Below are 17,683 nucleotides of genomic sequence, written 5' to 3' on the forward strand. Positions count from 1 at the left end.
AGGGGAGGCACGATCATGGAATCCGCAATTCCTCTGCATCTCGAGACACAGCGCACCCGCCACAAGCGCGTGCCGGAGGATTACCAGCCGCCATACCCATCGTTCGTGGCGCGCTACAGGCCCGCGGTGAGCCGCGTCGTGATGGCCTATTTCGGCCTGCAGTATCGCGGGGCGACGCCGGCGGCTGCGGCGGAAGCGCTCGCAGAAATCGCCGGGCTGTTCGCCGGCGAAGGTGGTCCCTCGCATTGGGACCGCGCGCACTATGTCGACCAGGCCGGCCACGCTAACATTGTCTCGGTGGCCTATTGGGACGACATCGCGCGTTTCGACGTCTGGTTTGTGCCGGCACGCGAGGCGTGGACTGGAAAGCACCGCGACGGCATCGGCACCTTCATCGAGGTGCTGCGTCCCACGGTGGCGCGGCACGAGACGCTGTTCTCCTCGCTCGGCAGGCCCGAAGGCGTCGCGATGATCGCCGACGGCATGAGCGGCGAGGTTCAGGAGCATGCCTATTGGGGCGGCATGCGCGACCGCATTCCGCTGTCGCAGACCGACCCGATGTCGCCGGGCGGCAATCCGGAATTGATCCGTGATGGTGCGCGGCTGCGCGTGAAGGCGAACGACAACCTGTGCCTGATCCGCTCAGGCCAGGACTGGAGCGATACGGAGGCGTCGGAGCGCAAGCTCTATCTCGACGATGTCGAGCCGGTGCTGCGTGAGGGCATGGACTTCCTGCGCGACGACGGGCTTGCGATCGGCTGCTATGCCAACCGCTACATGCAAGTGCTCTCGGCTGACGGCAAGGCGAGTGAAAAATCCTACGGCCAGAGCTGGTGGAAAAGTCTCGCTGCGCTGGAGCGCTGGGCGGAATCGCATCCGACCCACGTGAAAATCTTCGGTGCGGCGATGAAATATCTCTCCACGCTAGGGCCGTCAGCGAAGTTGCGGCTCTATCACGAGGTCACGGTGGCAACTGTCGATGAGCAGTTCTTCGAATATCTGAACTGCCATCCGAAGACGGGGATGCTTGCGGCGGTCGAGACAGTCACCGCCTAGGCGACGCAATGGCCAAGCAGCTCCGGGTGCGCGGCGCAGATGTGATGCGCGCCGGCGTCCCGCAGCTCGGCCTCGCTGCCATAGCCATAGAGCACGCCGATCGCAGTCATTCCGTTGGTGCGGGCGCCGACCACGTCATGGCTGCGGTCGCCGATCATGATGGCGCTGTTTGCATCGACGCGGGCCTCGTCCAGCGCGTAGCGGAGCAGGTCACACTTGTCGACACGCGTGCCGTCGAGCTCGGAGCCGAACACGCGCTCGAAATAGGGTTTTAGGCCAAAATGTTCGACGATGCGGTTGGCGTAGACGGCGGGCTTGCTGGTCGCAACGAACATGCGCTGGCCGGTCGCGGCAATCGTCGTCAGCGTGTCGACAATACCGGCATAGGCCTCGTTCTCGAACAGGCCGATGTTGCTGAAGCGGTCGCGATAGAGCATTAGCGCCTGGTCGGCCAGTGCGTCGGTTCCGGTGAGCTTCTTCAGGCTCGAATGCAGCGGCGGACCGATGCACCAGGTCAGCTCGTCCTCGCTCGGCACTGCGAGGCTCAGCCGCTCGAGGGCGTACTGGATCGAGCGCGTGATCCCGGGCTTCGGGTCGGTCAGGGTGCCGTCGAGATCGAAGAAGACTGTCGCCATCAGGAGCTGGCTCGCGTTGAAATTGCCGTTCCGTTGCTAGTCGGATCGGATATCAAGTCAAGACCCGTTGCATCATTGCTGCTTCGTCCATTCGACGATCGCGGTGGCATCCGCGCCCGCCTGCGCCTCCCAGGCAGTGATCGTGCCCGTTGCGGCCGTTCGGAGCGCCGCGACGAGGGATGGCGGCGCGGGCTCGGCGATCTTGACGCCGTTGTCGCGCATGCGCGCATAATTCTCCGAGGTGCGATGGGTCAGGAGCGCGAGCTGGCTCTGCTCGGTCTCGGCCGCGGCCGCCATCACCTCGCGCTGCGTCGGCTCCGGTAGCGCGGCAAATGCCTCGCTGTGGACGAAGGCGATCGAGACCGGCATCGCGTAGTTGATGGCCGTGAAATAGGGCAGGAAGTCCCACAGCTTGCGTCCCGCGCCGCCGTCGCCGGAGGTGAGGAACGCGTTCAGTTGATGCTCCTTCAGGCCGACAAGTGCTTTGTCCATCGGCAGGAACTGTGCGTTCGCGCCGGCCGCCTTCATCACCTCGCTGGAATTGGCATCGTAAGCCCGCAAATTGAGTTTCGGCAGGTCGTCAGCGCCCGCAAGCGACCGGTCCGACCACAGGCCCGTCGCAGGCCAGATCGTCAGATAGAGCACCTTGAGGCCGTGGGCGGCGAGGGCCTTTTCGTAAAGCGGCCGTGCGCGCGCATTGGCGGCGCGAGCGATGTCGACCGATTGCACCAGGAAGGGTAGCGTCGAGAGGCTGAGCACGGGGTCGAGGCCCGAGAGCGCGCCTGCAAAGGCGTCGCCGCCCGCGATCCGGCCGTCCAGCGCCGCGCGCGGCATTTCGCCCGAGCTGATCTTCAGCTGATTGTCGAAGGCGTTGGTCACGCTCACGAAACCGTTTGTGCGCGCGGCCACGCGATCGGCGAAAGTGCTGAGCCCGATCCCGGATATGTTGTTCTCGGGATATTCGGTGGTCATCCGCCAGTTCACTTGCGCCATGGCTGGCGCGGCGGACAGGATCAATAATGCGAGGGCAAGGATCGCGCGGATCCGTTTGGCGGGGAAGCGCATTGGGAGAAGCAGGTCAGTCAGCATTTATTGGCAACTCGTCGAACCATGGCACGACGCCACGACATGGCAGATCATCTTGTTGCATGCCGCGCCCGCGTGCGCCACGGCGATACTTGGGCACGGCTGACGCGAATTGCATCACGCATCGTCCCCGCACTGCTTGTGTCCGCGACACAGGCGATGGCTTGGGACAGCTCACCCGCAAAGACCAACGTTGCCGTTCCCAGCGTCGAAGAGCTGGCGATGCCGCCTGCGATGCCGGCGGATGGCCGCGAGAGCGACACGCGGGAATCGATCTGCCTGATCGTTGAGGCGGCCGCGCGCGATGCCAAGCTGCCGTTGGAATTCTTCGCCCGCGTGATTTGGCAGGAAAGCCGTTTCCAGGCCGATGCGGTGGGCCCGATGACGCGCAACGGCGAGCACGCGCAGGGGATCGCGCAGTTCATGCCGGGCACCGCGAGCGAGCGCGGGCTTCTCAATCCCTTCAATCCGGTGCAGGCCCTGCCGAAATCGGCCGAGTTCCTGAATGAGCTCCGCAATCAGTTCGGCAATCTCGGCTTGGCTGCGGCCGCCTACAATGCCGGGCCGCGGCGGGTGCAGGAATGGCTCGCCGGCAGTGGTAGCATGCCGGAGCAAACCCGCAACTACGTCTACGCCATCACCGGCGCGACGGTTGACGCGTGGGCCAAGGCCGGCAGCACCGGCAAGGGGCCGCCCAGCTCACCGCCCACGAGCTGCCGCGACCTGATGGCGCTGTTGAAGCGCGCACCGAACCCGTTCGTGGCCGAGCTCGAGCAGCATGTCGAGCTCGCTGCCGCCAGGATCTGGGGCGTTCAGCTCGCGGCGGGCTTCGATCGCAACAAGGCGCTGGCGATGTATTCCCGCGCCGTCACGCGCCTCAGCGCCGTGATCGGCGAGCGCGATCCCAGCCTGTTGAGCTCGGTGATGCGCAGCCGCGGTTCGCATCCCTTCTACCAGGTGCGCATCGGCACCGACACGCGCCCCGAAGCGGACGATCTCTGCAACCGCATCCGGAAAGCGGGCGGGGCTTGCTTCGTGCTGAAGAACCGCGGCGTGGCGGGGTAGGCGATAGCTGGAGCTTTCGCTTTGCGAAGAGCGGATCATAGCCTGCATTGATCTTGCGCTGGGTGCAGCGGTGTGAAAGGACAATCAAGGAGCGAACGCCCCGCGGAGGGTGGGCCTTTTGGAGCTGCTGCAGGTGATTGGGGGCGCGACACACAGAGATCCCATCGGAACGATCCACAGAATTGCTCTGGCATGCGCTTGTATGGTGAGCTTCGTGCTCTGGCTTGCATTGGATTCGGACTTCGCCAACGCCCTGTTTTGGGCTGCGAAGCTGGAGGGGCATCCGATCAGTGGGACCGTCCCGGTGAGCAAAGTCGCAATCTGCCTCGGCTGGAGCTTGTTGGCATTCGGATTAATCTGCCACCGCTACTGGATAGGGACGATCGCTATTTTGGCGCTTTTGGCGGCCACCCTTGTTGGCGAGATCGGCTCCAGCATTGTCGACATCAGGTTTTTTGATCTGCCGGTAGCCAAATCGATCGTTCAGTCGGCGCCGCATGGATTGCTTTATGCTCTCAAGCTGCCATTCATCGCGATTGCCCTTGCCTACTTCATCGTTACCAGGCGTGCCTTCGCCAATGCATATGAGCGGCTCTGCCTGGCAGCCATATTGGGCTTGTGCGCTATCATGGCGTGGACCGGCTTGCTCGATCTGATCTATCCGGGCATCGCATGGCGCTAGCCAGCATTGCGCCGCGCATGCCAGCCCCGCCGCGTGTTTCCTTGACGCGGCCGCCGGCATTGCCCGTTATGCAGGCCCGATTCCACAACCCCGACCGGCCGTCCCTTGGCGTTTCCTCCGCTCAATTCTCCTCAATGGCAAAGTCCGTGGCGCACCTTCGCCTGGGGGCTGCGTTCAATCACGCAGACGATCCTGACGCTAGTGCTGTTCGCGACCTATCTCGGCATCGGCGCGCTCGCCCATGACAGCCATTTCAGCCTGCTCTGGGCGCTGTGCTCGACACTGTTCGTCTGGGCCGGGCCGGCACAGATCATTTTGATTACCACGCTCGGTTCGGGTGCGACCGTCATCCAGTCGGCGATCGCGGTCACTGTCAGCGCGATCCGGCTGTTTCCGATGGTGGTCTCCGTGCTGCCGCTGATGCGCACACCAACGACCAAGCGGCGTGAGCTGTTCTTTGCGGCGCATCTCACGGCCGTGACGTTGTGGGTCGAATGCCATCGCTTCCTGCCGCAAGTGCCGCGCGAGCGTCGCATCGCCTTTGTGAACGGACTTGGCTTCGGTCTGGTCTCGGTATGTCTGACCGCCAACACGATCGGCTATTTCCTCGCCGCCAACCTGACTCAGACATTGGGCGCCGCGATCCTGCTGCTGACGCCGCTATCCTTCCTGTTCTCGACCGCGCGCAACAGCCGCGAGGTCGCCGATGTCGTCGCGCTCGCGCTTGGGGTTCTGCTCTATCCGCTGGCCGCGAAGATGAACTCCGGCCTCGACATCCTCGTCAGCGGCCTTGCCGCGGGCACGATTGCCTATGGCGTGCATTGGTGGCGGGAGGTGCGCGCATGAGCGCCCCGCAACTCATCGGCGACTGGCACGCGCTGCTCTTGCTGTTCGTCGCCGGCGTCATTCCCAACCAGATATGGCGCATGCTGGGCCTGTGGTTCGGCGGCGGTATCGACGAGGGCTCCGAGCTTCTGGTCTGGGTGAGGGCGGTCGCGACCGCGATCCTGGCCGGCGTCATCGCCCAGATCGTGGTCGAGCCATCCGGCGCGCTCGCCAGCGTGCCGGATGCCTTGCGCTACGGCGCGGTCGGCGCCGGCCTCGTTGTGTTCCTGCTGACCCGCCGCTCGATCTTCGCAGGCGTTGTCGCCGGCGAAGTCTTCATGCTGGCCGGCAAGTGGTGGTTGGGCTAAAACCGTCGCGAACAGCCAAGGAACTGGATATATGGTTCGCGAAAACGAACTCCGCGAAGGCGAGGTCGCCATCGAGCTGCCGTCGACGGAAGATGCCGGCCTCGTCTTCATCGGTCGCATCCGCACCCCCTGGACCTCGCGGCTGGAGACGCCGCGCCAGGGCCGCGCCGACGGCCCGGTGTGTCGCCTCGAGATTTTCGAGCCGTTCTTGCCCGCGATCAAGGGCGTCGATTTCTACAGCAATCTCGAAGTGCTCTACTGGCTCGACAAGTCGCGCCGCGACATCGTGCTGCAGAGCCCGAAGAACAACGACAAGACCCGCGGCACGTTTTCGCTGCGCTCGCCGGTCCGGCCCAATCCGATCGGCACCTCGATCGTGAAGCTGGTCGGCATCGAGGGCGGCACGATTCTCGTGCGTGGCCTCGATTGCCTCGACAACACGCCGCTGATCGATATCAAGCCTGATCGCTGCGAGTTCACGCCATTGGCTGCGCCGCAGCCGGGGGACTTTCAGACGGAATAACGATCAGCTCTTCAACGCCGCGATCAGCTTGATCGCATTCTCTTCCAGCACCTTGACGTCTTCCTTGCGGCTCGCGGGCGGCAGCATCGCCACGCCGTCGTGGCGGGGCATCACGTGCATGTGGAGATGAAACACCACCTGGCCGCCGGCGGCCTCGTTGAACTGCTGCACGGTGATGCCATCGGCCTTGAAGGCCTTCATCGCGGCGGCCGCGATCTTGTGCGTGCCGCGGGCGACGTGAGCATAGTCGTCGGGCTTGATGTCGAGGATGTTGCGGGCAGGAGCCTTCGGGATCACCAGCGTGTGGCCGGGCACCCGCGGCATGATGTCGAGGAAGGCGAAGACATGCTCGTCCTCGTAGACCTTGTGGCAGGGAAACTCGCCGCGCAGGATCTTTGCGAAGATGTTGTTCGGATCATAGGCGGTCATGGCGGCGGCTCCCAAGAATTTTGAGCTTAGTTTTGCGCTTAGTGTCACCAGCGATGGCAAACGGTCAAGGCGCCTCGTCGATGCCTTTCCGGAACGGGCCGAGCTCGGCGAGCTCGCGTCCGGCCTCGGCGACATAGGCACGCTCGCGCTTGAGATAATCGTCGATGGCGCGACGCAGGCCAGGATCGGCGATGAAATGGGCAGAGTGGGTGGTCCGCGGCAGGTAGCCGCGCGCGATCTTGTGCTCGCCCTGCGCGCCGGCCTCGACATATGTGAGGCCGCGCTTAATGGCGAAATCGATTGCCTGGTAGTAGCAGACCTCGAAATGCAGGAACGGATGATGCTCGACCGCTCCCCAGTTGCGGCCGAACAGCGCGTCCGAACCGATGAAGTTGATCGCGCCCGCGATCCAGCGCTCGTTGCGGCGGGCCATCACCAGCAGCACGTCCTGGCTCATGGTCTCGCCGATCAGCGAGAAGAACTCGCGCGTGAGATAGGGACGGCCCCATTTGCGCGAGCCGGTCTCCATGTAGAATTCGAAGAAGGCATCCCAGGCGTCCTCGGTGATGTCCTTGCCTGTGAGCCAATGGATGGTGATGCCGGCGGGTAGCGCATCGCGTCGCTCGCGCTTGATCGATTTGCGGTGGCGCGAGTTCAGCGTCGCCAGAAAATCGTCGAAGGTGGCAAAGCCCTCATTGCGCCAGTGGAACTGCTGGTCGGTGCGCTGGAGGAAGCCGTGCTGGGCAAGCAGCTTCCACTCGGCCTCGCGCGCAAAGGTGACGTGCACCGAGGAGGCTTTGCTGACGCCGCACAGCGCCACCAGCCCGCTCGCCAGTGCCTCCGTGATCCGCTCGTGGTCGACGCCGTCGCGGACCAGGAGCCGCGGCCCCGTCGCCGGCGTGAAGGGAACAGAGACCTGCAGCTTCGGGTAATAGCGTCCGCCGGCGCGCTCATAGGCGTCGGCCCAGCCGCGGTCGAACACGTACTCGCCTTGACTATGGGATTTCAGATAGCAGGGCACGACGCCGGCGACACGGTCGTTGATCTTGGCCACCAGATGCCGGGGTCCCCAGCCGGTGCGGATCGTGGCTGAACCCGATTTCTCAACGGCGGAAAGAAACGCGTGAGATACGAATGGGTTATAGGCGGGCTTTAAAAGGCCGAAAGAATTGCCTGGAAGCCTGGATGAGGTTCCCGTGCCATGCCCGTTGCAGGCCTTGCCAGGATTGGCGCAGGCGTCCCAATCCTCTGGCGAGACTTCGCCAATGGACGGTACGGCCTCCAGCGTGATGTCCGATGATCGCATTGCGCCCAAGATCGTGCATTGCAGCAGCGACTTCAAGGGTGGGGAACATCAAGCCTGCGGCACGAAGCCCTCAAAGATCATCTGATCGGCATATTGCCCAACCCGCGCCCGCTGCTCGGGCGTGCGCACGGTCCAGCCGAGCAGGGCGCAGCCGAAGACGTTTCGGGCGATCCAGGGGGCGGGCGCCGGCAGGTGGTCGACCTTGAAGGCGATGAAGTGGGGCTGGGTCTGGAAGCCGTGGCGGAGGTACAGCATGCTGTCGCGCTGCGCTTGCGTCAGGTAGGCCCAGTACTCGTCTTCATAGGTCCGCTGCGCGACGATGCCGCGCGGGCGGGAGGGCAGCAGCTCGCGCAGGGCCAGCACCTGGTCGGGGTCGAAGGACATCCCGACCGCTTGCCCCTGATACGACGCCAGCACCTCGGCCATCCGCTTCACCAGCTTGCGGTCGCCGTCAAAATGGCTCTTCACCTCGATCACCAGCGGCACGCGGCCGGCGACGATGGCGCAGAGATCGCTGAGCGACATCATCCGCTCAGGCGTATCCCTGAACCTGATGGCCTTCAGCTCCGCCGCGGTCTTTGCCACCACCGGTCCGGTGGCCTCGGTGAGGCGGCCAAGCGCGTGGTCGTGGTGGACCATGGCCTCGCCGTCGGCGGAGAGCTGGATGTCGACCTCGATCGAGAAATTGCCCGCAACCGCCGCCTGCACCGCGCCCGGCATGTTCTCGACGATACCGCGGGAGATGTCATGCAGGCCGCGATGGGCGACCGGCCGCGCTGTCAGCCAATCCGGAGCACGCACGATGCCGACCTCAGGCGACCTCGAACACGCCTTCGACCTCGACCGCCGCATCCGCGGGCAGCGAGGCGACGCCGACGGTGGTGCGGGCGTGGCGGCCCTTGTCACCGAAGGCCGCGACCATCAGGTCAGAGGCGCCGTTGAGAACCTTTGGCCCGTCCAGGAAGTCCGGCGCCGAGTTGATGAAGCCGCCGAGACGCACCACGCGCACAACCTTGTCGAGGTCGCCAAGCGCCGCCTTGACCTGTGCGAGCAGGTTGACGGCACAGCCACGCGCCGCCGCAGCACCTTCCTCGATCGAGACGCCAGCGCCCAGCTTGCCCTTGGCGATCAGCTTGCCGGCGGGATCGAAGCAGACCTGGCCGGAGACGAACAGCAGATTGCCGGTGCGCACGAACGGCACGTAATTGGCGACGGGAGTGGGGGCCTCGTGCAGCTTGATGCCCTGTTCCGCCAGTTTCTGCTCGACCGTGCCCGCCATGTCTCGACCTCGATGTCTGAAAAATCATCCGCTCCGGCGGGTCTGGTGACCGCCGGGCGCGCCCTGTTTCGCCCATCATGCCGCCACATGCAAGCAAGCCGATAGGGCGACGGGACGCCGGGGTGAACTGGATTTTCCCGAGGCAGGTCAGGAGGTTCAACGGAGAGGCGCAACTTTACGTGAAACCGCCGCAGTTGCGACGCAATGGAACGGTCATTAAAGTGTCGAATCTGCGCGTCCCCAGGGAACAGACATGGTGCACCTTTTCCGGACTTCATTCGGTCTGATGGCGCTCGCGATGGCCGCCGTCGGCGCCGGTGGCAGCGCGCATGCCGCGAACGGTCCGTTCCTCGCACACCAGGCGCTCTATGATCTGAGCCTGGTCAAATCGCGCTCCAATTCCATCAACAGCGCGCGCGGCCGCATCCTCTACAATTTCGCCGGAAGTGCTTGCGAAGGCTACACGTCCGAATTCCGCCAGGTCTCCGAGCTCGACAGCGGCGAGGGCAAGGTCACGCTCAGCGATCTCCGCTCCAATTCCTGGGAGGACGCCACAGGGAAAAGCTACCGCTTCAAGATCGAGACGCGGATGAACGAGACCGAGGCCGGCCTGGTCGACGGCTCGGCGGAGCGCGACGGCGACCACATCAACGTCAAGCTGAAGTTGCCGGCGCCGAAGAATTTCACCCTCGACGGCAAGATCGTGTTTCCGACCGAGCAGATCCAGCACATCATTGCCGCCGCTAAGGACGGCAAATCGCTGCTCGAGCTCTCCGTCTATGACGGCTCCGACGATGGCCAGAAGGTCTACAACACGCTGACCGTGATCGGTCAGGCGATCCCTGCCGACCGCACTGCTTCGCCAGATCCTTCGACGTCGGACGAGCACATGAAAACGCTGAAGCGCTGGCCGGTGACCGTCAGCTATTTCGACCGCGACGTCCAGCAGAAGGAAGGCGAGCAGACGCCGGTTTATGCGATGTCGTTCGAGCTCTACGAAAACGGCGTCTCCCGCCAGCTCGTGCTCGACTACAACGACTTTGTCATTTCCGGCGCGATGGGCAAGTTCGACGTCAAGGACAGCAAGCCCTGTAATTGAGGGGCCCCGCGCTCTCTCCTTCGTCATTGCGAGCGCAGCGAAGCAATCCAGAATCTCTCGGCGGAAAGATTCTGGATTGCTTCGTCGCAAGAGCTCCTCGCAATGACGGGCTAGCCCTCAATGCCATCTCCGGTTACGCTCCCTCCCAACCACAAACTCCGGGAGCCAGCACCATGCCCAAGCTCGACCATCTGCGCCCCAGCGGCCTGCACCACAATCCCGCTTATTCCCACGTCGTCACCGCCTCCGGCGCGCGCACGATCTACATCTCCGGCCAGGTGTCGGTGGACGAGGAAGGGCGGATCGTCGGCGAGGGCGATCTTGCCGCACAGACCACGCAGGTGATGCAGAATCTCGGCCATGCGTTGAAGGCAGCCGGCGCGAGCTATGCCAACATCGTCAAGATCACGACCTTCGTCGTCGGCTACAAGCCGGAGCTGCGCCCGATCATCGGCAAGGCCCGCTCGGCTTTCTTCGAAGGCATGGAGCCGCCGGCCTCGACGCTCGTCGGCGTCTCCGCGCTTGCGGCGCCGGAGTGGCTGATCGAGATCGAAGCGATCGCAGTCGCGGATTGATGCTGAGCGCCGCCGGCTCACGCTCCCCGCAAAAAATGAAAAACAACCCCATGCACAGTAGGCGGGCGGTGCAAGGGGACCGCAATTCAATGCCAGTACAAATTTCGCATTTAGCGAATTCCATTTGACGCGTCGGGCAAAACAGTGGCACTCTGCCATGCTGGCATTTTCGAAAAGCCCGTAGCCCGTAGATGGGTTGAGCGTTTGCGAAACCCATCGCGCTTGTTTGTTGGTAACGGGCGATCAGTCTGATGATGGCAACGATTTCGGAGAGCGGTGAGCGGGAAGAGATGGGTTTCGCAAGGGCTCAACCCATCCTTCGGACTGACATCTCTTGCAGCAGCATCATTGCGTCGTCGGCCCGGTCGGTCGGCACGAAGAGATGGTCGTGGTGGAAGGCCGAAACTGCATTGGCGCTGATGCTGGATTCGGCGAGCCGGGCCGTGATGGCGGCGAGAAAGCCGACCGCATCGAGCGCGGAGTGAACCGTCAGGGTGATCAGGCGCGAGGCGAATGCGTAGCTTAGTCCTGCCGCTTGCGCCTCGTCACGCAGGATGACCAGCGTCGTCCCTTCCTGCTCGCGGAACATCAGCAGCGGATTGAGCCCTGCTGGAATGCCCTCGTTTGCCGCGATGGTGCAGAACACGAAGGTGCCCGGCTGCAGCTCCGGTTTCATGTGTTTCAGTAGCACGCTGAGATCGCGTTCACCTGTCACAGCCGTTTGTCTCTCGGGAACGGGGCCCGCCGTATCCCGTCATTGCGAGCGCAGCGAAGCAATCCAGAATCTTTCCGCGGTGACAGTCTGGATTGCTTCGCTGCGCTCGCAATGACGATGTGGATGCACTTTGCCATCATTCCTGCGCTTTCTCCGGGCCGTCATATGCGATGCCCCGAATGACGGCGGCGCTGCCGAACTTCTTGCGCAGGCTGTCCACCGCGCGCTCGGCATGCGCGGCGCGGCGGTCGAGCATGTCGGTGTCGTCGGCGGGGGAGCCTTCGCGCAGTGCGCTGACGCCGGCGCCCATCAGGCGGAAGGCGGTGCCGTCGATCTCTTTCGCCAACATCTCGCGGCAGATCGAAAAGATCTTTGCGGCGAGCTGCGTCGGCGCTGCGATCGACTGCGAGCGCGTGCGCTGGCGGAAATCGGCCGTCTTCAATTTCAGCGTGACGGTCGAGCCGGCAAGCTCGCTGCTCTTGAGCCGCGACGACGTCTTCTCGCACAGCCGCCACAGGATCTTTTCCAGCGAGGCGAAATCGCGGATGTCGGTCTCGAATGTGGTTTCGCTCGAAATCGTCTTGGCGCCGCGATCGGCCTCGACACGGCGATCGTCGATGCCGCGGGCGAGCCGCCACAGCCTGCGGCCGTCGCTCGGAAACTGCCGCATCAGCTCGATCTCGTCGGCCTTCTGCAGGTCGGCGATGAGGCGGAAGCCGCGCTGGACCAGGCGCTCCTGCGTCGCCGGTCCCACGCCGAAGATGAAGCCGACCGGCCTCGAAGCCAGCATCGTGCGCGCTCCCTCCTGATCGAGCGCAGCAAAGCCGCGCGGCTTGTCGAGATCGGAGGCGATCTTGGCCAAAAACTTGTTGCAGGACAGGCCGACCGAGACGGAGATGCCGACATCGCGCTCGACGTCTCGGGCAAAGCGTGCCAGCACCTTCGCCGGGATCATGCCGTGCACGCGCTCGGTGCCGGAGAGATCGAGAAAGGCCTCGTCGATCGACAGCGGCTCGACCAGCGGCGTCAGCGCCTGCATGGCCTGTCGCACCTCGCGCCCGACCCGGACGTATTTCGCCATGTCGGGCGGGATCACGATTGCATGCGGACAGGCTTCCAGGGCCTTGAACATCGGCATCGCCGAGCGCACGCCATAGGTGCGCGCGATGTAGCAGGCGGCCGACACCACGCCGCGTCTGCCCCCGCCGATGATGACGGGCTTGTCGGCGATGTCAGGATTGTCGCGCTTCTCGACCGTTGCATAGAAGGCGTCGCAGTCGATATGGGCGATGGTCAGGCTCGCGAGCGCGCGGTGGCGGACGAGGCGAGGGGATCCGCAGGCGGAACAGCGCCGCAGGCCGAAATTCTGCAAACCGATGTCCAGATCGGCCAGACAATCCCGGCAGAAGCAGCGGGGCCCGGCCGGATCGGCGGCGCTCACGGCACGTCGCGCTCCCAGGTCCGGTCGCCGAGCGCATCGCCCAGCACCTGCCGCGCTGCGGCAACGTTGGTCGGATGCAGCTCCAAGGCCTTGGCAAAGGCCTTCACGGTGTCGTCATCGCGCAGCACGAAATCGAGCACGCTGAGCAGGAAATTGGGGTCCGAGGCGGCGTTCCGGAGTGTCTCCGGGCCGACCCCTGTCTCAGCCAGGAACAGGCCCAGCCTTTCGGGATCGCCCGCCACAAAGGACAGCGCCTGAATCGCAACGATTTCAGCGACTTCGCGAGGGTTGTGAACAGGCTTTTTCACGGGCCCGGTTTGCCTTTCCATTAACTTTCAGTGTCTACTTTGGATCATGCCCGAGTCTTGGGAGTGAGTCTCGTGCCTGAGTCTTGCGACCCCAGACAAGCAACTGGAAACCACATCGCAGAAAGTGGCCCCTCGGGTTTAACGAAACTCAAGCGAATCTGAGGCTAGTTTGAATCCAGTTTTCGAAGCGCCGGAAAGCGGCGCCTGAGGCGTCACATGCATCGGTCTTTGGGACCAACTGGAGGGCGGGATGGCTAAGACCGTCCTGATCGTGGAAGACAACGAGCTCAACATGAAGCTCTTCCGCGACCTGTTGGAGGCGCACGGCTACCAGACCTCGGGAACCAGCAACGGCTACGAGGCGCTCGACCTCGTCCGCAAGATGCGGCCCGACCTGGTGCTGATGGATATTCAATTGCCGCAGGTCTCGGGGCTCGAGGTGACGCGCTGGATCAAGGACGATCCGGAGCTGCGCTCCATTCCCGTCGTCGCGGTCACGGCGTTCGCGATGAAGGGCGACGAAGAGCGCATCCGCGAGGGCGGGTGCGAAGCCTATTTGTCCAAGCCGATCTCGGTCGGCAAATTCATCGAGACGGTCCGGCGTTTTATCGGATAGGAAGTGAGTTCAAAGTGTCCGCGCGTATCCTGGTTGTCGACGACGTTCCCGCCAACGTCAAACTCCTCGAAGCCCGCCTGTCCGCCGAATATTTCGACGTGATGACCGCCTCGAACGGCACCGAGGCGCTGGCGCTGGCCCGCCGCGCCGAATGCGACATCATCCTGCTCGACGTGATGATGCCCGACATGGACGGCTTTGAAGTCTGCCGCCGCCTCAAGACCGATCCGGCCACGCACCATATTCCCGTCGTGATGGTCACCGCGCTCGACAGCCCGGCCGACCGCAACCGCGGACTGGAAGCCGGCGCCGACGATTTTCTGACAAAGCCCGTTTCCGACGTCGTGCTGATCGCGCGCGTGCGCTCGCTGACGCGGCTGAAGATGATGACGGACGAGCTGCGCATGCGCGCCATCACCTCGCTCGAGATCGGCATGCAGGCGCCCGAGCGCAGCGCCATCGCCGATGCAGGCAAGGGCGGCCGCATCCTGCTGGTCGACGACCGGCAGTCGTCCTATGAGCGGCTGGCGACGATCCTCGCCGCCGAGCACACCGTCGACGTCGAGTCCAATCCGACCGAGGCGCTGTTCCACGCCGCCGAGGGCAATTACGACCTGCTGATCGTCTCGCTCGACCTGCACAATTTCGATGGCCTGCGGCTCTGCAGCCAGGCCCGCTCGCTGGAGCGCACCCGCCACGTGCCGATCCTGGCGATTGCGGAAGCGGAAAATGCCACGCGGCTGCTTCGTGGTCTCGAGATCGGCGTCAACGACTATCTGCTGCGTCCCATCGACAAGACTGAGCTCTTGGCGCGCGCCCGCACCCAGATCCGCCGCCGCCGCTACACCGATCATCTGCGCGACAACGTGCAGAACTCGATCGAGATGGCGATCACCGATGCGCTCACCGGCCTGCACAATCGTCGCTACATGGAGAGCCATCTGGCGACGCTGGCCGAGCAGGCATCCACGCGCGGCAAGCCGCTGGCGCTGATGATCCTCGACATCGACTATTTCAAGTCGATCAACGACAATTACGGCCACGACGCCGGCGACGACGTGCTGCGCGAGTTCGCGGTGCGCGTGCGCAAGTCGATTCGCGGCATCGATCTCGCCTGCCGCTACGGCGGCGAGGAGTTCGTCATCGTGATGCCGGAAACCGATCTCCACGTCGCCGGCATGGTCGCCGAACGCCTGCGCCGCTCGATCGCGGGCGAACCGTTTGCCGTCCACAAGGGCACCAAGCGCATCGAGGTCACGATCTCGATCGGGCTCACCACGCTGGAGCAGAAGGGCGAGGCGGTGGCCGACGTCCTCAAGCGCGCGGATACCGCCCTCTACCGCGCCAAGCACGACGGACGGAATCGCGTGGTGTCGCAGGCGGCGTGAGGCGTAGTCTGGAGTAGCCGCTAGTCCCACAAGCTCCGCTGTCATTCCCCGCGAAGGCGGGGAATCCAGTACGCCGCAGCTTCTCGGATCAACCCTCACTGTCTCTGGAATACTGGATCATCCGCCTTCGCGGGTGATGACACCGAAAGGTACGGCGACGGCGATTATTGCGGCGCGGGCTTGCGTCCCTTTGCTATCGGCGCACCACCCACATCAACCCCCGCGTTCCGCAGCAGCACCTTCGCCGCTTCCTTCGCCGCACGCGCCATGGCGGGATCGTCGCGGACGAGGTCTTGCGCAATCGAGCCGTCGACCAGCAGCACGAGCTGCGTTGCGAGCGCGTCGGCATCCGCAACGCCAAGCTCGTTCAACCGCTCGCGAAACCAGACGCGGCGGCTTTCCTTGAAGGCGATGGCGATCTTCTTCACGGCGCGGTCGGAGGGGCCGAGCTCGGCGACTGCATTCACGAACGGGCAGCCGCGAAAATCCTTGGCCGAAAAGCGCCGCTCCAGCGAATCGAAGGTGCCGAGAATCTGCTCGGCCGGCGGCTTGTCGGAGGGGCGCTGAGCTACGAAGCGGCGTTCCAGATAGGCGGCGATCAGCGCGTCCTTGGACGGGAAGTGGTTGTAGAGCGTCCGCTTGGAGATGCCGATCTCGGCCGCGATGGTGTCGACGCCGATGGCGCGAATGCCTTGCAGATAGAACAGCTTATCGGCGGTCTCGAGGATCCGCTCTTTCATCGTCTGTGGGGCGGGCGGGGGAGCCATGCGGCCGGATAAGTCCTGTTGAGCTTCTCTTGAGCTTCTCTTGGCTTGACAGTGCAACCCTTCTATAGACTAATTACACAGGTCTGTGTACCCAAAATCAGCGCGAATTGCAGACGCCGGCACGCGCGCCGTGCCCATGAGGGAGAACAACAATGCCCCTGTTGCAGGTCCTGCGTCCGACATTGCCGATCCTGATCGGCGCCTCGATCATGCTGACGCTGAGCATGGGGCTGCGGCAATCGCTCGGCATCTTCATGCAGCCGCTGACACACGACATTCACCTCTCGGTGTCGGACTTCACGCTGGCACTCGCCGTGCAGAACCTCGCCTGGGGCTTCCTCCAGCCGCTCGCCGGTGCGATGACCACGCGCTACGGTTTTCGCCCGATCATGATCGTGGGCGCCTTGATGTACATCGTGGGCCTCATCCTGATGGCGACCGCGAACGGTCTTGTCGCCATCATGATCGGCGCCGGCGTGCTGATCGGCACCTCGCTCGCCTGCACTGCGGCTGCGATCGCGATGTCCGTGGCGGCACGCGCGGTGCCCGCAACGGTGCGCTCGACCGTGCTCGGCATCGTCTCCGGTGCGGGCTCGCTCGGCGCGCTGCTGTCGGCGCCGATCGGGCAGATGCTCAACGAGGGATTTGGCTGGCGCATCGGGCTTGCCGGCTTCGTGGTGATGTCGGTGCTGATGATTCCCGCGGCCTGGTACGCCGGCCGCGTCGACGCGATTCCGCTGCCGAAGCCGGCCGCCGATGACATCGGCGATGCCACGGCCATGACTGCGGCGAAGACCGCGTTCGGCAACGCCTCCTTCGTGGTGATGACCTGCGCCTATCTCGTCTGCGGCATGCAGCTGGTGTTCCTCACCACGCATCTGCCGTCGTATCTGGCGATCTGCGGCCTCGATCCGATGCTGAGCGCGCAGACGCTCGGCATGATCGGCGGCTTCAACGTGCTGGGCTCGCTGTTCTTCGGCTGGGCCGGCCAGCGCTGGAACAAGCTGGCATTGCTCGGCGGCATCTACATCTTCCGCTCGCTCGCGCTTGCCTGGTATTTCATGCTGCCGGCCACACCGGCATCGACGCTGCTGTTCGGCGCCATCATGGGCTTCCTCTGGATGGGCGTCGGCCCGCTGGTCGCGGGCGCCGTCGCCGAGATGTTCGGCCTGCGCTGGCAGGCCATGATCCAGGGCCTTGCCTTCATGAGCCACCAGATCGGCAGCTTCCTCGGCGCGTACGGAGGAGGGGTGATCTACGACCAGCTCGGCTCCTACACCGTGGCCTGGCGCATCGGCGTGGCGCTGGGCCTTGCCGGCGGCATCATCCAGGTCGCCTTCGCGCTGATCCGGCCGTCGCAGCCGCCGGCGCCGGTGTTGCGGACGGCTTAGGCGAGGCATGGGCGCATAGCCCGGCGGAAGCTGACGGCTTAGCCGTCATCGGGGCACATAATTTCGCGGGCGCCCGATCAAGCGAGCCAGTCCGTCATTTAGGCTGGGTGCTTATCGTATCACGACAAG

21 protein-coding genes are annotated in these 17,683 nt (G+C 64.2%); 11 read left to right on the forward strand and 10 right to left on the reverse strand.

Annotation, left to right across the window (positions count from 1 at the left end; genetic code table 11):
- The first annotated feature begins 15 nt into the window (after window positions 1–15).
- On the forward strand, window positions 16–1,056 hold the full coding sequence (locus tag FXB38_RS31460) for a phenylacetaldoxime dehydratase family protein (RefSeq protein ID WP_148754869.1): 1,041 nt from the start codon (window positions 16–18) through the stop codon (window positions 1,054–1,056).
- Here FXB38_RS31460 and FXB38_RS31465 read toward each other — a convergent pair.
- Both FXB38_RS31465 and FXB38_RS31470 read right to left on the reverse strand, forming a co-directional pair.
- Entirely contained in the window at window positions 1,053–1,691 is a 639-nt protein-coding gene (locus FXB38_RS31465) for an HAD family hydrolase (RefSeq protein ID WP_148754870.1), read from the reverse strand. The two genes, FXB38_RS31460 and FXB38_RS31465, sit on opposite strands and share 4 nt — an antisense overlap.
- Before the next feature lie 72 nt (window positions 1,692–1,763).
- Window positions 1,764–2,780 carry a TRAP transporter substrate-binding protein gene (locus FXB38_RS31470; RefSeq protein ID WP_148754871.1) on the reverse strand — a complete coding sequence of 339 codons (1,017 nt, stop codon included), beginning with the start codon at window positions 2,778–2,780 and terminating at the stop codon, window positions 1,764–1,766.
- Between the two features lie 39 nt (window positions 2,781–2,819).
- On the opposite strand from FXB38_RS31470, the gene FXB38_RS31475 reads away from it, so the two are divergent.
- The 5 genes from FXB38_RS31475 (at window position 2,820) to tsaA (ending at window position 6,240) form a co-directional block, all read left to right on the forward strand.
- Complete coding sequence (locus FXB38_RS31475; RefSeq protein ID WP_246230271.1) at window positions 2,820–3,842, forward strand: lytic transglycosylase domain-containing protein; 1,023 nt, start codon at window positions 2,820–2,822, stop codon at window positions 3,840–3,842.
- Between the two features lie 202 nt (window positions 3,843–4,044).
- On the forward strand, window positions 4,045–4,524 hold the full coding sequence (locus FXB38_RS31480; protein WP_148754873.1) for a hypothetical protein: 480 nt from the start codon (window positions 4,045–4,047) through the stop codon (window positions 4,522–4,524).
- A 105-nt stretch (window positions 4,525–4,629) separates the two neighbouring features.
- Entirely contained in the window at window positions 4,630–5,370 is a 741-nt protein-coding gene (locus FXB38_RS31485) for an AzlC family ABC transporter permease (RefSeq protein WP_148754874.1), read from the forward strand.
- Window positions 5,367–5,717 (forward strand): AzlD domain-containing protein, encoded by a 351-nt coding sequence (locus tag FXB38_RS31490; protein WP_148754875.1) that lies wholly within the window; start codon window positions 5,367–5,369, stop codon window positions 5,715–5,717. The genes FXB38_RS31485 and FXB38_RS31490 overlap by 4 nt, the downstream gene beginning before the upstream one ends.
- Window positions 5,718–5,748: 31 nt before the next feature.
- A complete protein-coding gene (gene tsaA / locus FXB38_RS31495) occupies window positions 5,749–6,240 on the forward strand; it encodes a tRNA (N6-threonylcarbamoyladenosine(37)-N6)-methyltransferase TrmO (protein ID WP_148754876.1) in 492 nt (163 codons plus the stop codon).
- Window positions 6,241–6,243: 3 nt separating this feature from the next.
- Here tsaA and FXB38_RS31500 read toward each other — a convergent pair whose 3' ends face one another.
- The 4 genes from FXB38_RS31500 to FXB38_RS31515 form a co-directional block, all read right to left on the reverse strand.
- On the reverse strand, window positions 6,244–6,669 hold the full coding sequence (locus FXB38_RS31500; RefSeq protein ID WP_148754877.1) for an HIT domain-containing protein: 426 nt from the start codon (window positions 6,667–6,669) through the stop codon (window positions 6,244–6,246).
- Between the two features lie 64 nt (window positions 6,670–6,733).
- Window positions 6,734–7,975 carry a GNAT family N-acetyltransferase gene (locus tag FXB38_RS31505; protein WP_148754878.1) on the reverse strand — a complete coding sequence of 414 codons (1,242 nt, stop codon included), beginning with the start codon at window positions 7,973–7,975 and terminating at the stop codon, window positions 6,734–6,736.
- 48 nt (window positions 7,976–8,023) lie between these two features.
- Complete coding sequence (locus FXB38_RS31510; protein ID WP_148754879.1) at window positions 8,024–8,776, reverse strand: glycerophosphodiester phosphodiesterase; 753 nt, start codon at window positions 8,774–8,776, stop codon at window positions 8,024–8,026.
- Between the two features lie 10 nt (window positions 8,777–8,786).
- Window positions 8,787–9,254, reverse strand: coding sequence for a RidA family protein (locus tag FXB38_RS31515; RefSeq protein WP_008130072.1), 468 nt, complete (start codon window positions 9,252–9,254; stop codon window positions 8,787–8,789).
- 253 nt (window positions 9,255–9,507) lie between these two features.
- Here FXB38_RS31515 and FXB38_RS31520 point away from each other — a divergent pair, with 253 nt between their 5' ends.
- A complete protein-coding gene (locus FXB38_RS31520; RefSeq protein WP_148754880.1) occupies window positions 9,508–10,353 on the forward strand; it encodes a cell envelope integrity EipB family protein in 846 nt (281 codons plus the stop codon).
- A gap of 173 nt (window positions 10,354–10,526) precedes the next feature.
- Complete coding sequence (locus tag FXB38_RS31525; protein WP_027559671.1) at window positions 10,527–10,928, forward strand: RidA family protein; 402 nt, start codon at window positions 10,527–10,529, stop codon at window positions 10,926–10,928.
- Between the two features lie 307 nt (window positions 10,929–11,235).
- Here FXB38_RS31525 and FXB38_RS31530 read toward each other — a convergent pair whose 3' ends face one another.
- The 3 genes from FXB38_RS31530 to FXB38_RS31540 all read right to left on the reverse strand — a co-directional run bounded on the left by FXB38_RS31530 (window position 11,236) and on the right by FXB38_RS31540 (window position 13,392).
- The gene (locus FXB38_RS31530) at window positions 11,236–11,643 is read right to left on the reverse strand and encodes an ACT domain-containing protein (RefSeq protein WP_148754881.1); all 408 of its coding nucleotides are present in this window, start codon (window positions 11,641–11,643) and stop codon (window positions 11,236–11,238) included.
- Between the two features lie 136 nt (window positions 11,644–11,779).
- Window positions 11,780–13,084 (reverse strand): DNA polymerase IV, encoded by a 1,305-nt coding sequence (locus FXB38_RS31535; protein ID WP_148754882.1) that lies wholly within the window; start codon window positions 13,082–13,084, stop codon window positions 11,780–11,782.
- Window positions 13,081–13,392 (reverse strand): DUF3572 domain-containing protein, encoded by a 312-nt coding sequence (locus FXB38_RS31540; protein ID WP_148754883.1) that lies wholly within the window; start codon window positions 13,390–13,392, stop codon window positions 13,081–13,083. The genes FXB38_RS31535 and FXB38_RS31540 overlap by 4 nt, the downstream gene beginning before the upstream one ends.
- A gap of 250 nt (window positions 13,393–13,642) precedes the next feature.
- Here FXB38_RS31540 and FXB38_RS31545 point away from each other — a divergent pair, with 250 nt between their 5' ends.
- The gene (locus tag FXB38_RS31545) at window positions 13,643–14,008 is read left to right on the forward strand and encodes a response regulator (protein WP_008130064.1); all 366 of its coding nucleotides are present in this window, start codon (window positions 13,643–13,645) and stop codon (window positions 14,006–14,008) included.
- A 14-nt stretch (window positions 14,009–14,022) separates the two neighbouring features.
- Entirely contained in the window at window positions 14,023–15,396 is a 1,374-nt protein-coding gene (locus tag FXB38_RS31550) for a PleD family two-component system response regulator (protein ID WP_148754884.1), read from the forward strand.
- Between the two features lie 164 nt (window positions 15,397–15,560).
- On the opposite strand, the gene FXB38_RS31555 is transcribed toward FXB38_RS31550, so the two are convergent.
- Complete coding sequence (locus FXB38_RS31555; protein WP_148754885.1) at window positions 15,561–16,163, reverse strand: TetR/AcrR family transcriptional regulator; 603 nt, start codon at window positions 16,161–16,163, stop codon at window positions 15,561–15,563.
- Between the two features lie 152 nt (window positions 16,164–16,315).
- Here FXB38_RS31555 and FXB38_RS31560 point away from each other — a divergent pair, with 152 nt between their 5' ends.
- A complete protein-coding gene (locus FXB38_RS31560; protein WP_148754886.1) occupies window positions 16,316–17,554 on the forward strand; it encodes an MFS transporter in 1,239 nt (412 codons plus the stop codon).
- The last annotated feature ends 129 nt before the right edge of the window (window positions 17,555–17,683 follow it).

Source organism: Bradyrhizobium cytisi (genome assembly GCF_008123515.1).
GTDB lineage: Bacteria > Pseudomonadota > Alphaproteobacteria > Rhizobiales > Xanthobacteraceae > Bradyrhizobium > Bradyrhizobium cytisi.